Origin of the sequence: Salinicoccus sp. HZC-1 (assembly GCF_046736035.1) — a bacterium.
Classification (GTDB): Bacteria; Bacillota; Bacilli; order Staphylococcales; family Salinicoccaceae; genus Salinicoccus.
Genome location: NZ_CP177130.1, coordinates 563,691 through 578,832 on the forward strand (window position 1 = coordinate 563,691; position 15,142 = coordinate 578,832).

Genomic DNA, 15,142 nt, shown 5'->3' on the forward strand with positions numbered 1-15,142 from the left:
GGAAGGTTATATGGACGTCGTCCTGTCCGGCGGAGGCCACACCAGAAAAAACACCCGCTCTCCATCTAATCCAGACAGACAGCGGGTGAATCCACCACTGAAAATATTAATCTTTTACTTTCTTCATCTTCTCTATCGTTTTATATCCAAGCATATTCAGCACACTCTTTGGGCTGGAATATGGCGGGGAATAGGCGACTTCGATATTCACCAGATCCGGAGCGGTGCCGCCGAGTCTGATGTGTGTGGCGAGCATATCGATGCGCTTGTCGACGCCTTCAGTACCGACAACTGCGGCACGGAGGATTCTGCCGTCATCTTTTCTGACATAAATGCGGGCACGGATCGGCACGCTGCCATCCATATATCCGGCTTTATTTCTCTGTTTATGATCGACGATGAAATGATCGTATTCCGCAACTTCACTCTGCTTCAGTCCTAAAGTTGCGATATCATAATCAAAGAAGCGGATAATATTCGTCCCGAGCAATCCTTCAAACCGGACCGACGAATTGCCGTCAATCTGGTTGCTGATGACGTAGGCCATGCGGTGGGCTCCCCATGCGAGCGCAACCGACGTTTTGCTGTCGACATGCTGATAAAACGTTTCGATCGCATCACCCAGGGCAAAAATGCAGTCGACGCTTGTCTTGCCATACGCATCGGTACAGATGAATCCACGGTCATTCAACGCCACGCCGGATCCTTCAAGGAAATCTGTTCTCGGCACAATCCCGATTCCGGCAACGATCAGCGGCGCATCGATCTGCGAACCGTCATTCAGTGTCGCCACATCCCCGTCGACTTCAACAATTTCAGTATCGAGCTTTACCCGGACGCCATGTTTCTCCATCTCCTCGACAAAGAAACCGCCCATATCATCTTCGAGCGGTCTGTAAATTTCATCATCTCTATGAATAAAGGTCACATCCATGCCGCGCGCTGCAAAGTTTTCAATCAGCTCAAGGCCGATGTATCCGGCACCGATGACCACTGCCTTATTCACATCCTGCGCTTTGATATGGGCCTGGATGTCATCCAGATCTTCCAGATTATGAAGGACAAATGCCTGCGGCACATCAAGCAGCGCAGGCACAGTACGCGGTGCGCCACCCGGTGACAGTATCAGGTAATCAAATTCAGCTTCGAATTCCCGCTCCTCAGCCAGGTCTTTCACAATCACTTTTTTCGCGTCACTATCGACACGCAGCACTTCATGATTTGTCTTCACTGCGATATCGCGTTCGGCCATGCTTTCAGGCGTTGCAGCAATCAGCTTGTCCCGGTCACTCACTTCTCCGCCGATATTATAGGGGAGGCCACAGTTGCCAAAGCTGATGTCGCGTCCTTTTTCATAAATTGTAATATTGATATCGGGGTTTATTCTGCGGAGCTGGGCAGCGGTCGTTGCACCACCGGCCACCCCGCCTACAATAATCACCTGTTTCATCTTAAACCCCTTCATTGAAGTAGAAGAGCGCGACCGTACCGTTACCAGTGTGACTGCTGATTGTCGGGCCGATCATGCTGACTTTTACTTCGATGGCATTCGTTTCATCCTGAATCTTCTTCTGAAGGAGTTCAGCCTGTTCCAGCGCATTCGCATGGACGATGTGCACTTCTGCAGCAACATTGTCTGCCTTCATATGCTTGACCATGCTCGAGAACACCTTCTTAATGCCTCTGTGCTTCTCAAGCGGAACGAGCTGGCCGTCTTCAACATGCAGCAGCGGTTTTATATTGAGCAATCCGCCGAGAAATGCCTGTCCTTTGGACAGACGGCCGCCTTTGGCAAGATAGTCGAGGTCGTTGACTGTAAAGAAATGGCGGATGCTTTTCACATCCTCCTCCACTTTTTCCAGTATTTCTTCTTTTGAAAGACCTTCTTCGATATAGCCATGTGCACGCTCCACGATGAGTCCGAGACCGTAGCTCGCCGCTTTCGTATCAATGATTGTAATGTCGGCGTCGGGATGATCATCTAAAACCGTGTCCCGTGCGATCACGGCGCTCTGATACGTTCCGGACAGTTCGCTTGAGAATGCAATATAGAGGATGGGTTCCCCTTTTTTCACATACTCGGTGAACAGGTCAGCGAACTGTTCCGGGTTGGCCTGACTCGTGAGCGGCCTTTTTCCATTTGAAATTTCTGTGAGCACTTCTTTGCTGGAAATCTCGATCTGATCCAGATAATCTTTTCCATCGATGGTAATCTTCAGTGGAACGAATTCTATGTTTTTCGTTTTGAAATCCTGCTGTGATATATCAGAACAGCTGTCTGCAAATAACTGCATATCATTTGCCCCTCTCATTTATAGGTTTAGTTTGAAGTAGTCATTCAGGAATTTTCCGATGCCGTCCGTTTCATTTGATAATGTAACATGGTCTGCCGCATCTTTGACTTCTTCGATCGCGTTGCCCATGGCAACACCGTGTTTCACATATTTTATCATTTCTGTATCGTTATCTTCATCCCCGAATGCGATTGTATGCTCCTGTTCTATGCCCAGATACCCACGGACATAGTCGACGCCGACTGCTTTGTTGATTCCTTTTTTAACGATTTCGATTACCGGATAGGGCGCACCCCAGCGGCGGTGTTCGATCGTTTCGGCAAACAAGTCATCCAGCGCTTTGCGGATGCCGGGAACTTCCGGTTCCTCCGCCTGGATCAGTATGGAGGTCGGTCCCGATTCCATATTTTGGACCAGATTGCCGATTTTCACCTGCGGGCTGCCCATGCTGAATGCCTCGAATAAAACTTCGTCATGGTAATGGATGTAGACGTTATCTTTTACTTCGGCGATTATATTTTGAATGTTCAATTCCGGAACACGTTTCACTATTTCCTGGGCCACTTCAAGATCCAGCTCCTCATGGACGGTCTTGAAATAAAGGTCCTGCGGATGGTGTACGAACGCGCCGTTAAAGTTGACGACAGGCGTTGTCATTTCCAGTTCCCTGTAGTAGGGTTCGCTCGCCCTGTAGGGGCGGCCGGTGGATATCATGATTTCATGTCCAATTTCTTTCAGGTGCGTCAGCACTTTTTTTGTATACGGACTGATCTTCTTCTCATCTGTGAGAAGAGTGCCGTCCAGGTCCAGACATATTAAATATTTGTGCATTTTTGTATACTCCTTGTTAATGATTCATAAAACTATCATATCATTTATATTTTAATAGTGTAATTTTTTTGGTATATTAATAGTACATACTCTAAGAAGGAGTGATAAAAATGGATAAAGCGATGGAAGAAAGCATGATGGGCGCACTTGAGAACGTGATCGACCCTGAACTTGGTATAGACATTGTCAACCTTGGACTTGTGTATGGCGTTCATCTCGATGAAGATGGAAAAGCCGGTGTTGAAATGACACTCACATCAATGGGCTGCCCGATGGGACCGCAGATTGTTGAACAGGTTGAAACTGCACTCGGCGAACTGCCGGAAATCAAAGAAACTGAAGTCAACATCGTCTGGAACCCGCCTTGGGGCAAAGACAAGATGAGCCGTTACGCTAAAATTGCACTTGGCGTCAGCTAAGTCTGATAACCGATATATTGAAGACCCGCAAATTTGTTTTTGCGGGTCTTTTACTATCTGATTTCAACTTTTCTGCCAAGCAATACAGCAGGGATGGACCTGAATTCCAGGTCCATCCCTGCTGTATTGCTTGGTTTTTGTCCCGGCAGGTTTTGGAAAATCAACTATGAATGGAATTAAATGTAACGAAAAACCCCCGATCGAGTGACCGGGGGAATATCCTATATGAATACATAGTAGTAAAGAATCGAGAATGTCCCCAGAGCGAAACAGTAGTAGCTGAATATTGCCAAGTTTCCTTTCTCCATCACATTCTGAAGCCATTTGAGTGCAAAGTACGTGGCGACAAGGGATACCAGGAAACTGAGTGCATAAGGGACTATAAGGGTATCGAGATAAGGGTCGTTGACGATATCCTCCACGGATATGAGCGCCGTGCCGACTGAAACCGGAATATAAAGCAGGAAGACGAACCGCAGTGCATTTTTCTGGTTGAGTCCGACCGACATTGCGCCGACGAGTGCTGCACCGCTCCGGCTGACCCCGGGCGTCAATGCGATACATTGCGCAAGTCCGACGATGATGGCGTCTTTTACCGTGATTGCGCCGTCGCGCTTTTGTCCGCGCTTATTCTTGATGAACCATAACGCCGTCCCTGTGACGAGCAGCATCAGGCCGACAAAGCCCATTGAGATGTTGTCGCCGATAAAATCTTTAAGTAAAACGCCGAGGATTCCGACCGGAATCGTGGCGATGATCAGGTACATGATGTATTTGAAATCTTTTACTGCATCAACATCTCTCGCACGTTTAAAGAAATATCTAAAAAGGTTGCCGATGATTGCATAGATGTCTTTTCTGTAGGCAAACAGAATGGCGAAGAGCGAAGCGGTATTTAAGAAAATTTCAAAAGACAGTCCTCTTGCTTCTATATTGAATAATTCCCTTGCTATTACGAGGTGGCCGCTGGATGAAACGGGTATGGGTTCAGTAATGCCCTGCAGCAGACCTAAAAAAACATATTTGATAATCAGTATGATATCCAAGATAAAGCCTCCTAAAAATCTCTAAGTTATAATATAAATTAAAATGATTTGAAAAGCTATCTATTACTTGAAAATGGGGGGAGAAAGTGTATAATATAGTTATGGTCAAATAAGGTCAAACTTTTGCGAGTCACTTATTATCGAAGGAGTGATCAGAGTGGATATTAATAAAATGACATATACCGTCCAATCGATTATAGAACGCGCACAGTCGATTTCGGTTGATATGAAACTGCAGTCCATTGAAATAGAAGCAGTAATGAAAGCGATGCTTGAAATGGAAGACAGCATGGCATCGGACGTCTTGGAACGTGCCGATATTGATTTAAAGGGACTGCTGACAAAATATGATGAAAAACTGGGCAAGTACAACGTAGTGACCGGCGACAATATAGAATACGGACAGTACATGTCGAACGGCTTTACACAGCTCGTCAACAGAGCGGAGAAAATCATGGCTGAAATGAACGACGAGTACATCTCCGTTGAACATCTGGTATTGTCGGCAATTGAAACAGAACCGATTATGAAAGAGACAGTTGGCAATAAAGACGAGGTGATCAAAGAGATCATCAACAAAGTAAGAGGGGGAAACCATGTGACAACACAAAATCCGGAAGTCCAATATGAAGTACTGGAAAAATACGGCCGGGATCTGGTGGAAGAAGTGAGAAACGGCAACGTCGACCCTGTCATCGGCCGGGATGAGGAAATCCGCAATGCCATCCGTATCCTCAGCCGTAAAAGAAAAAACAATCCCGTATTGATCGGGGAGCCCGGTGTGGGTAAAACAGCGGTCGTCGAAGGACTGGCTCAGCGCATCGTGCGCAAGGATGTGCCGGACAGCCTGCTCGATAAAACCCTTTTTGAGCTCGATCTCTCCGCACTGGTTGCCGGGGCAAAATACCGCGGTGAGTTCGAAGAGCGTTTAAAAGCGGTGCTTAAGGAAGTGAAGGAATCCGATGGCGGAATCATTTTATTCATAGATGAAATCCATATGCTCGTCGGTGCCGGGAAGACGGAAGGCGCGATGGATGCTGGCAATATGCTGAAACCGATGCTTGCCCGCGGCGAACTTCACTGCATCGGTGCAACGACGCTGAATGAATATCGTGAGTATATCGAAAAGGACTCGGCGCTTGAACGCAGATTCCAGAAGGTGCAGATTCCCGAGCCAGATGTGGAAGATACCATCTCGATACTGCGCGGCTTGAAAGAACGCTATGAAGTGCATCACGGGGTGAGGATTACAGACCGTGCGCTTGTGGCGGCGGCAGAACTCTCGGACCGTTACATTACAGACCGCTTCCTGCCGGATAAGGCGATCGATCTGATGGACCAGGCAAGTGCGACCATCCGTACGGAAATGGGGTCGAACCCGACAGAACTGGACCAGATCAACCGCCGGGTCATGCAGCTTGAAATCGAGGAACAGGCACTCAAATCGGAAGACGATTCAGTATCCAAAAACAGGCTGGAAGAGCTGCAGAAAGAATTGTCCGAAGCACGTGAAGAGCAGCAGTCACTGACGCAGCGTGTGGAAAAAGAAAAAGGCCAGATTCAGAAAGTGACCGATAAGCGTGAAGAACTGGACCGCGTGCGCCAGGAACTCGAAGAAGCGGAAAACAACTACGAGCTGGAAAAAGCAGCCGAGCTGCGGCACGGCAGACTGCCTTCACTTGAAAAGGAACTGGAAGAATTGGAAGCACAGCTCCAGGAGGAAAGTGCAGGGGAGAACCGCATCATCCGCGAAGTGGTGACGGAAGATGAAATTGGCTATATCGTCAGCCAGTGGACCGGCATCCCTGTAACAAAACTGGTGGAAACGGAAAAGGATAAACTGCTGAAACTCGCCGATATACTGCATGAACGCGTCGTCGGGCAGAATGAAGCGGTTGATCTCGTCTCGGACGCGGTCATCCGTGCCAGAGCGGGCATCAAAGACCCGGACCGTCCGATCGGAAGCTTTTTATTCCTCGGACCGACAGGCGTCGGTAAAACCGAGCTCGCGAAGACGCTCGCTGCAACGATGTTCGACTCCGAGAAACATATGATCCGGATCGACATGAGTGAATATATGGAAAAACATGCCGTGTCCAGATTGATCGGCGCGCCTCCGGGCTACGTCGGACACGAAGAGGGCGGCCAGCTGACGGAAGCCATCCGCAGACAACCGTATTCCGTTATTCTGCTGGATGAAGTGGAGAAAGCGCACTCGGATGTATTCAACATTCTGCTTCAGCTGCTGGATGAAGGCCGGTTGACGGATTCAAAAGGACGCGCAGTCGACTTCAGGAACACGATCATCATCATGACTTCCAACATCGGTTCCCACCACCTGCTGGATTCTATGACGGAAGACGGGGAAATCACCAGTGATGTGCGCGATGTTGTGATGGGCGAAGTGCACCAGTACTTCAAGCCGGAAATCATCAACCGCATGGACGACATCGTAATGTTCAGTCCGCTGACAAAAGACAACATGAAGCTGATTATAGACAAACTGATCAATGACTTAAACCGCAGACTGATGGATCAGCATATGACCGTCGAAGTGACGGATGCAGTCAAAGATTGGATTTCAGACGAGGCATATGAACCGCAATTCGGTGCACGCCCGTTGAAACGCTTCATCCAGCGCCATATCGAAACACCGCTTGCCAAAGCATTGCTTTCAAGGGATATGGAAGACGGACTCAAGATCAAAGTGGATTATCAAGATGAAGAATTGAAGTTCGATATGTAATATGAATAGAAGAACCTTTCCGGGTTTCCGGGAAGGTTCTTTGTATGTTGGCGGTTTTTATGCTGCTGGTGGACGCCGTTACTGCCGACGGTGGCCGTATAACCTTTCATGTGTTAAAAGATTATGCATCATTTTTTGATGGATATCCTTTTTATTCATTTAAGAAACAGTTCAATATAAAAAATCCACCCAGTCGACTGAACTGGGTGGATCGTGAATTATGAATCTCCGCGGAATCTGCGCAGGAAGTCCTGCAGCCGTGGATTATCGGATGTGTTGATCACTTCGTCCGCTGTGCCGGATTCTGCAATGACCCCTTCATCCAAAAACAGCACGCGGTCCGCGACTTCGAGTGCGAAGTCCATCTCGTGCGTAACGAGGATCATTGCCATATCTTCGTTATCGGCAAGGTCCCGGATGACTTCCAGAACTTCTCCGACAAGCTCCGGATCCAGTGCGGATGTGACTTCATCGAAAAGCATGATCTTCGGTTTCATCACCAGTGCCCGTGCCATGGCGACACGCTGCTTCTGTCCGCCGGATAGATGCGAAGGATAGGCCTCGTATTTATCCCCGAGTCCGACGCGGTCCAGCATCTGTTTGGATAATTCGACCGCCTCCTTCTTACTCATTTTCCTTACATTTACGAGCGGGACGACGCAGTTATCCAAAATCGTCTTATGCGGGAATAGATTAAAGTGCTGAAACACCATGCCGATTTCATTTCTTGCGGCTCTTAAATGTTTTTCGCTCGCTTTCTTCATCTTCCCGTCTCCGCCGGCTTCCATCTTCCATAAATTCGTCCCATCAACGATGATATCTCCGTCCGTCGGTTCCTCGAGCGTCATCAGCAACCGGATAATCGTCGTCTTACCGGAACCGCTGGGCCCGATGATGGCGATTTTTTCAGTTGGATGGATATCCAGATTGATACCTTTTAGGACATGTGTATCACCGAATGATTTATGGATATCTTTATATTGAACAATCGGTTCCATTATTCATTCACCTTCACTTTCGTGTTCTTTTTATCGAATCTGCCATTCACTTTATCCTCAAGCTTCCTTATCAGGAGTGCCGATGGATAGCTGAGCAGCAGGAACAGGAGGGCTACGATTGTCAGCGGTTCAATGTATGACCACGTATTTGCACCGTATGTCCGTCCCAGACTGAGTATGCCGACTACACCGATCGTCGCTGCCAACGGCACTTCTTTGAATAAAATGATCAAATAGTTGCCGAGCATCGGAATCGTAGGGGGCAGCGCCTGCGGCAGCACGACCGACATCCAGGTGTCTTTCCTGGAGAGATTAAGTGCTGTTGCCGCTTCCCACTGCCCTTTATCGACACTTTCGATACCGGAACGGTATACTTCTGCGATATAAGTCGAGAAGTGAATCCCCAAAGCGATCATCGCTGCAACGAATGGCGTAAATGATGTCCCGATATAGGGCACCATGGGCCAGGCGAAATACAGGAAGAATATTTGTACGATAGGGGGTGTCGACCGTATAAATTCCCTGATCCAGTACACGATGAAATTAAAGGGTTTTACCGGTGTCGATTCGAGCAGAAGCCAAATGAATCCGACTATAAGGGCAAGCAGGTAACTTGTGAATGTAAGCCCGAGCGTTATGTTTATTCCTTTGATAATGAAAGGAAATGCGTCAATGAATGTTTCCCAGCTCCACATTAGCTTGCCACCCCTTTCCCTGCGATTTTCTCACCTTTTTTGGACAGCCAGATCAATGGCAGTGCGATGATGAAGTACATGATGAGTACCATCAGATAGGCCGCCGGACCTTGAGAAAGGTTGGTGGAACGGTATATGTCACCGTAGTAGAGTATATCCGTCAGTCCGATCAGTGATACAAGTGCCGTCCCTTTAAGTATCTGTATGGAATAGTTCCCGAATTCAGGAAGCATCAGGCGCAGTGCCTGGGGCAGTATAATATGTCTCATCCGCTGTACAGGGGATAAGTTTAATGCGATTGCTGCTTCTGTCTGTCCTTTATCCACAGACAGGATAGACGTTCTGACAACTTCCGACATGTATGCACCATAGTTCAATGCAATGGCAATAACGCCGACCCACCAGTTACTGCCAAGATGGATGTCAAACAGTATCGGTACTGCATAATACAGCCAGAACAGCTGAACAATCAGAGATGTACCTCTGAACACCTCTACATAAAATGCCGTCGCTCCACGTACAAGTGGATTTTTAACAATTCTGCAGAGGCCGGCAATAAAAGCCATGATATATGAAAACAGCGCTGCTGTTAAAAAGATACTGACCGTCGTCCATAAACCCTGGGACAGGTAAGTCAGTATGTTCAAGGCGGAATCAAACATCCACTCACTCCTTAATCAAAAAATAAAAGGTCCAGTAATTCCTGAGGAAAGACTGGACCAAAGTATAATATTAACCTTCACTTCCACCTTCGCATAACTCTGCGGCAGTCATTCCATCGACTTCTACACTATTGTTTTCTGCAGTGAAACCTTGGGAATCATCCAGAATTTCACCAATGGTTCCATCTTCTTTCAATGTGTTGAGCGCTTCGTTGTAAGCACTGCGAAGTTCTTCATCCTCCATATTGAATGCAGCTGCACCATAGCTTGGGATGCCTTCAATATCAGGCTGTTCGAAATCTTCCACGATTTCCACTTCGTCACTGCCAAGTGATTCGTATGCAGCGCGCAGTGTTGCTTCAGTCGCTGCCGTTACATCGGCATTTCCGGACTGTACAGCAGCAAGCTGTCCCGGAATATCGGCAACGGACATGAACTGGCCGGAATCTACGCCTTCGCTTTCAAGGAATTCAAACTGCGTTGTCCCTTCCATCAGTGCCACTGTCACATCCGGATTTTCCGCGATGTCAGCATAGCTGTGAATATCGTGCGGGTTGCCGGCTGCAACGACGAGACCTTCACCATACTGCATTTCAGGTTCTGCAAACAATGCATTTTCGCATCTGTCCGGCTGAATTGCCATACCGGCAGTAATAACATCATACTGTCCGGCCTGAACGCCCGGGATCAGTTCTCCCCAGTCAGTCAGATGTCCTTCTACGTTTTCTACACCCATTTCTTCGAACACAGCGGTCGCAATATCAATCGCAGCACCCTCAAGTTCCCCTGTCTCCGAATTTTCATAAGCATAAGGCGGTTCATTCGCGAAACCGATATTCACCGTACCGGCTTCCTGAAGTTCAGCGACGCGGCTTTCCCCTTCGCCGCCTTCACTGTCACTACCGCCTCCGCCACACGCACTGAGTACAAGAGCCGCGGCAAAAGTAAGTAAAATTGAAAGTTTCTTCAAAAGCAATCTCCTCCTAGTAAGTTTTTTTCCTTAAATTGGAACGAGTTGTACACGGTCAGTATACAGAACTTAATTCTTATGTCAAATTCATGTTGTAAAGGATAAAAATGGATTTCCTGGTGTAGAAAGGAAAAACCCGACATCGGCATACAAGCAAAAAGCGAACCTCAATTATATTTTACTATAAATAACAGATAATTCAAACAGCTGTGGAAAAAATTACAGGTTTCTTGAATTATTATTGTATTAATACACTTTACGGGTGATGTATATCAGTCTTGAGCCGGACACCGTATTTCCAAATCCATCTCACAGCAGAAAAAACCCCCACCCTTCGTTAAAAAGGGCGGGGTTCTCAAAAATTTCTATTTCTCCGGACTTGGCTGTGTCGCTTCACGGTAGGAACGGTCCAATTCCTCTTCATACGCGGCGCGTTCTGCATCGCTCCACTCCAGAATGTTATGCATCAGTTCGACGACACCGTCACGGTATTCACTCACTTTTTTGATGGAGAAGTACATATCACTGCTTCTTCTCACAAAGTAATCCGTCGGCTTGAATGCCATCTCATGCTGGATTGCATAGAGCACCTGTGCATGGACCGCAAGCGGCAGCCCGTAGCGGTCCGATTCGGCAGTATCTTTCAGGTTGCCGGCGATTTCGAAAATCAGACCGGTGTTGCTGCCGTATTTCTTCGCGAGTTCACGTCCGTCGTCCACCGATAATCCGAATGAAGCGGCGCGTCCGGCCATGCGCTGGACATACGGCCAGTAGTTGTCACTGCCGCCGATGTCACCGCCGGATATCGGCTGGTGTTTCGTATTGCTTTTTCTGAATTTCATGCCGTAATCGGATTCGAGCCGTTTGGCGACCAGATCCACAATTTCCTTTGCCATATGACGGTAGCCTGTCAGCTTGCCGCCGGCGATTGTAATCAGATTGCTGTCGGCTTCCCAGATTTCGTCCTTTCTGGAAATATCCGATGGGTCTTTCCCTTCCTCCCCGATCAGCGGCCGGAATCCGGCCCACGTCGATTCGATATGGCTGTCCTGCAGATCGAGGCCGGGGAAAATGTAGTTCGCTGCATCCAGCAAATAACTCCTGTCCTCGGCAGTGACTGCCGGGTTTTCCTTCTGATTGCCGTCATAGAATGTATCCGTCGTGCCGACGTATGTTTTGCCATTGCGCGGAATCGCAAAAATCATGCGTCCATCGGACTTCGCATCAAAATAAACGGCCTGTCCGAGCGGGAAGTCTTCGTGGTCAAATACAATGTGGACCCCTTTGGATAGCTGCAGCTGCTTTTTGCCTTTTTTCGCTTCAGGATCATGTGAGCGGACATCATCCACCCATGGTCCTGTGGCGTTTATTACCCGGCGTCCGAGGAGCTGGTATTTTTCGCCGTCCAGCTGGTCTTCCGTATGGATGCCGACAATTTTCCCTTTATCATACACAAAGCCAGTCGCCTTGACATGGTTCACCGGATCCGCACCGAACTCAGCTGCTTTCTTCATCACTTCAACCGTCATGCGGGCATCATCGGTTTTATATTCCACATAGTACCCGCCGCCGAGTAATTTATCCTGTTTGACCAGCGGTTCTTTTTCAAGCACCTGGTCGACTGAAAGCATCTGACGATGCTCGCTTTTCTTCACTTCAGCGAGCATATCGTACAGGCGCAGTCCGATGCTTGTGGTGAATTCACCGAAATTGCCGCCTTTATGGAAAGGCAGCAGCATCCATTCAGGCGTCGTCACATGCGGTCCATTTTCATAGACGATCGCACGTTCGCGTCCCGTCTCCCGCACAACCCCGATCTGGAACTGCTTCAGGTAGCGCAGTCCGCCGTGGACAAGCTTCGTACTTCTGCTGCTCGTCCCCTCGGCAAAGTCCTGCATCTCGACAAGCGCCACTTTCATGCCGCGCTTGGCGGCATCCAGTGCAATTCCGGCACCTGTGATCCCGCCTCCGATGACAACGATATCGTAATCCACTTTCTCCATATGCTTCAGCTGATCTTTCCGGGTCAATGTATTGAGCATGATGTCCCTCCTAATTTTTTTGGGTAATAAAAGGCGAGAATCTCTATTATTCTTCGTCTTCAGTGTGTTTGCGTTTTGGTTTGAAGGCCTGCGTCGCTTTAACCGCCATCTGCCAGCCTTCATATAGGTCTTCGCGTTCGTTCTGTTCCATTTCCGGCTTGAACACTGTGTCCGTATCAGTGACTTTCTTCAGTTCATCCGTAGAACTCCAGAACCCGACCGCAAGTCCTGCCAGATAAGCCGCACCAAGCGCCGTCGTTTCAATGACTTCCGGACGTTCAACTTCAGTATTGAGGAGGTCAGACTGGAACTGCATCAGGAAGTCGTTGGCAGCGGCCCCGCCGTCCACGCGCAGTGTTTCGAGTTCAATATCCGAATCCTTCTGCATCGCATCCAGCACATCTTTAGTCTGGTAGGCGAGTGATTCGAGTGTTGCCCTGACAAAATGTTCTTTTTCAGTGCCCCGGCTTAAGCCGAATACCGCTCCGCGTGCTTCAGCGTCCCAGTATGGTGCGCCGAGTCCGGTGAATGCCGGGACGACATAGACGCCTTCGGACGATTCGATGCGTGATGCATAATTTTCGGATAGCGGGGAGGACTTGAACATGCGCAGGCCGTCCCTCAGCCACTGGATGGCGGAGCCGGCAACGAAGATCGATCCTTCAAGTGCATATTTGACTTCACCGTCAATGCCGTAGGCGATTGTCGTAAGCAGGCCGTTCTCGCTCGTGATGGCTTCTTTCCCTGTGTTCATCAGCAGGAAACAGCCGGTACCGTATGTGTTTTTCGCATCGCCTTCTTTGAAGCATGTCTGTCCGAAGAGGGCGGCCTGCTGGTCGCCTGCGATGCCGGCGATCGGCACATTGCGTCCGAAGAAGTGGGAGGCCGACGTTTCTGCATAGACCTCACTGGAAGACTTCACTTCAGGCAGCATGGATTCGGGCACGCCGAGCACATCGAGCAGTTCCTCATCCCATTTCAGTTCGTGGATGTTGTACATCAATGTACGGCTCGCGTTCGTATAGTCCGTCACATGCACCTTGCCTTCGGTAAACCTCCAGATGATCCATGTATCGATCGTACCGAAGAGCAGGTCGCCGTTTTCCGCTTTTTCCCGAGCACCGTCCACATTATCCAGAATCCATTTTACTTTCGTCCCCGAGAAGTAGGGGTCGAGCAGCAGGCCGGTCTTTTGGCGGAAGTTCTCCTCATGATCCTGATTCTTCAATTCTTCGCATATATCCGCCGTCTGCCTGGATTGCCAGACGATGGCGTGGTAGATGGGCTTGCCGGTATTCTTATCCCAGACAACCGTGGTTTCACGCTGGTTTGTAATGCCGATCGCTTCCACCTGGTCCGCACTGATATCATTTTCGGTCAGGACACCCGCAACGACTGCGAGCACGGAACTCCAGATTTCATTCGCATTATGTTCCACCCAGCCGGACTGCGGGAAGTACTGTTTGAATTCCTTCTGGCTCTCAGCAACGATATCGCTGTCCTTGTTGAATAAAATTGCACGGGAACTTGTCGTCCCCTGATCAATTGCCATAATATACTTTTCCATAGATTTAATACCCCTTTACGATTTGATTGGATTTACATAAGTTCTGATGTATCTTCCTTAAGAATCCTCTTATTAAGAAATACCCCTGATATAAGAACTAAAACGGTAGCGGCGATGGTTATGATCAGAAAAACATCCGATTTTCCGGTGAATACACTGTTATAGACCGCAGCACCGAGTGCACCGCCCGTAAGCGGTCCGACGAACGGAACCACTGCATATTTGAAGTCGGAAAAGCCTTTGCCGGGTATCGGCAGAAGGAAATGGGCCAGCCTCGGACCAAAGTCACGTGCCGGGTTGATTGCATACCCCGTCGTACCGCCGAGTGACAGGCCGATCGCTGTAATCAGAAAACCGACAATGAGTGGATTCAGACCTTCTGTAAATTCATTGGCTCCGATGAACAGGAGACCCATCACCAGGATGAACGTACCGATGATCTCACTGGCGAAGTTGGAAACGTAGTTGGGATACGCAGGGCCGGTTGAGAATACAGCCAGCTTCGTCCCTTCGTCCTCCTCGGCTTTGAAATGGGGCATAAAGTGCAGCCAGACGATGGCAGCCCCGAGCATTGCGCCAGTAATCTGGGCAATCATGTAGGGAATCACTTTCGCCCATGCAAAATCTCCGGCGACCGCAAAGCCCAATGTTACGGCCGGGTTGATGTGGGCACCGGAAAATTGCCCGATGGCGTAGACTGCGAAGGTAACTGCAAATCCCCATCCGAATGCAATGACCACCCAGTCAGACCCTTTGGCAAGGGACCCTTTCAAATTGACGTTGGCAACAACCCCGCACCCGAAGAGGGCCAGTATTGCTGTTCCAACAAATTCTGCAATGTAAATATTCATTGCATATCACTCCTTTGTTTG

Annotated in this window: 13 protein-coding genes; 2 read left to right on the forward strand and 11 right to left on the reverse strand. The window is 48.8% G+C overall.

The genetic code is table 11. The features are described from left to right. Window positions 1-106: 106 nt before the first annotated feature. The 3 genes from ACKRAT_RS02945 to ACKRAT_RS02955 are packed head-to-tail and all read right to left on the reverse strand — an operon-like array spanning window position 107 to window position 3,125. On the reverse strand, window positions 107-1,450 hold the full coding sequence (locus ACKRAT_RS02945; protein ID WP_411843614.1) for a CoA-disulfide reductase: 1,344 nt from the start codon (window positions 1,448-1,450) through the stop codon (window positions 107-109). Between the two features lies 1 nt (window position 1,451). Continuing rightward, entirely contained in the window at window positions 1,452-2,294 is an 843-nt protein-coding gene (locus ACKRAT_RS02950) for a DegV family protein (RefSeq protein ID WP_411843615.1), read from the reverse strand. A gap of 18 nt (window positions 2,295-2,312) precedes the next feature. Further along, on the reverse strand, window positions 2,313-3,125 hold the full coding sequence (locus ACKRAT_RS02955; protein ID WP_411843616.1) for a Cof-type HAD-IIB family hydrolase: 813 nt from the start codon (window positions 3,123-3,125) through the stop codon (window positions 2,313-2,315). Window positions 3,126-3,235: 110 nt separating this feature from the next. Between ACKRAT_RS02955 and ACKRAT_RS02960 the strand changes: the two genes are divergently transcribed. Next, the gene (locus ACKRAT_RS02960; protein ID WP_411843617.1) at window positions 3,236-3,544 is read left to right on the forward strand and encodes a metal-sulfur cluster assembly factor; all 309 of its coding nucleotides are present in this window, start codon (window positions 3,236-3,238) and stop codon (window positions 3,542-3,544) included. A 221-nt stretch (window positions 3,545-3,765) separates the two neighbouring features. On the opposite strand, the gene ACKRAT_RS02965 is transcribed toward ACKRAT_RS02960, so the two are convergent. Beyond that, complete coding sequence (locus tag ACKRAT_RS02965; protein ID WP_411843618.1) at window positions 3,766-4,590, reverse strand: undecaprenyl-diphosphate phosphatase; 825 nt, start codon at window positions 4,588-4,590, stop codon at window positions 3,766-3,768. A 157-nt stretch (window positions 4,591-4,747) separates the two neighbouring features. Here ACKRAT_RS02965 and clpB point away from each other — a divergent pair, with 157 nt between their 5' ends. Continuing rightward, complete coding sequence (gene clpB, locus ACKRAT_RS02970; RefSeq protein ID WP_411843619.1) at window positions 4,748-7,336, forward strand: ATP-dependent chaperone ClpB; 2,589 nt, start codon at window positions 4,748-4,750, stop codon at window positions 7,334-7,336. Between the two features lie 218 nt (window positions 7,337-7,554). Here clpB and ACKRAT_RS02975 read toward each other — a convergent pair whose 3' ends face one another. From ACKRAT_RS02975 to ACKRAT_RS03005, 7 genes are all read right to left on the reverse strand, one after another. Beyond that, window positions 7,555-8,337: an amino acid ABC transporter ATP-binding protein gene (locus tag ACKRAT_RS02975; protein ID WP_411844400.1), complete on the reverse strand. Its 783-nt coding sequence runs from the start codon at window positions 8,335-8,337 to the stop codon at window positions 7,555-7,557. Then, complete coding sequence (gene ehuD, locus ACKRAT_RS02980; protein WP_411843620.1) at window positions 8,334-9,029, reverse strand: ectoine/hydroxyectoine ABC transporter permease subunit EhuD; 696 nt, start codon at window positions 9,027-9,029, stop codon at window positions 8,334-8,336. Before ehuD ends, ACKRAT_RS02975 begins: the two co-directional genes overlap by 4 nt. Continuing rightward, window positions 9,029-9,691: an amino acid ABC transporter permease gene (locus tag ACKRAT_RS02985; RefSeq protein WP_411843621.1), complete on the reverse strand. Its 663-nt coding sequence runs from the start codon at window positions 9,689-9,691 to the stop codon at window positions 9,029-9,031. The genes ehuD and ACKRAT_RS02985 overlap by 1 nt, the downstream gene beginning before the upstream one ends. A gap of 70 nt (window positions 9,692-9,761) precedes the next feature. Further along, window positions 9,762-10,661: an ectoine/hydroxyectoine ABC transporter substrate-binding protein EhuB gene (gene ehuB / locus ACKRAT_RS02990; RefSeq protein ID WP_411843622.1), complete on the reverse strand. Its 900-nt coding sequence runs from the start codon at window positions 10,659-10,661 to the stop codon at window positions 9,762-9,764. A gap of 365 nt (window positions 10,662-11,026) precedes the next feature. Then, the gene (locus tag ACKRAT_RS02995) at window positions 11,027-12,706 is read right to left on the reverse strand and encodes a glycerol-3-phosphate dehydrogenase/oxidase (RefSeq protein ID WP_411844401.1); all 1,680 of its coding nucleotides are present in this window, start codon (window positions 12,704-12,706) and stop codon (window positions 11,027-11,029) included. Between the two features lie 43 nt (window positions 12,707-12,749). Then, window positions 12,750-14,270, reverse strand: a complete 1,521-nt coding sequence (gene glpK, locus ACKRAT_RS03000) for a glycerol kinase GlpK (protein ID WP_411843623.1) — start codon at window positions 14,268-14,270, stop codon at window positions 12,750-12,752. Between the two features lie 32 nt (window positions 14,271-14,302). Beyond that, entirely contained in the window at window positions 14,303-15,121 is an 819-nt protein-coding gene (locus ACKRAT_RS03005; protein ID WP_411843624.1) for an MIP/aquaporin family protein, read from the reverse strand. Window positions 15,122-15,142 lie beyond the last annotated feature (21 nt).

What these genes read in the sequence shown, in the direction of transcription:
- ehuD (WP_411843620.1), bottom strand. Translation starts at nt 9,029, where the DNA reads ATGTGGAGCTGGGAAACATTCATTGACGCATTTCCTTTCATTATCAAA.
- ACKRAT_RS02960 (WP_411843617.1), top strand. Translation starts at nt 3,236, where the DNA reads ATGGATAAAGCGATGGAAGAAAGCATGATGGGCGCACTTGAGAACGTG.
- ACKRAT_RS02950 (WP_411843615.1), bottom strand. Translation starts at nt 2,294, where the DNA reads ATGCAGTTATTTGCAGACAGCTGTTCTGATATATCACAGCAGGATTTC.
- ACKRAT_RS02985 (WP_411843621.1), bottom strand. Translation starts at nt 9,691, where the DNA reads ATGTTTGATTCCGCCTTGAACATACTGACTTACCTGTCCCAGGGTTTA.
- glpK (WP_411843623.1), bottom strand. Translation starts at nt 14,270, where the DNA reads ATGGAAAAGTATATTATGGCAATTGATCAGGGGACGACAAGTTCCCGT.
- ACKRAT_RS03005 (WP_411843624.1), bottom strand. Translation starts at nt 15,121, where the DNA reads ATGAATATTTACATTGCAGAATTTGTTGGAACAGCAATACTGGCCCTC.
- ACKRAT_RS02945 (WP_411843614.1), bottom strand. Translation starts at nt 1,450, where the DNA reads ATGAAACAGGTGATTATTGTAGGCGGGGTGGCCGGTGGTGCAACGACC.
- ACKRAT_RS02955 (WP_411843616.1), bottom strand. Translation starts at nt 3,125, where the DNA reads ATGCACAAATATTTAATATGTCTGGACCTGGACGGCACTCTTCTCACA.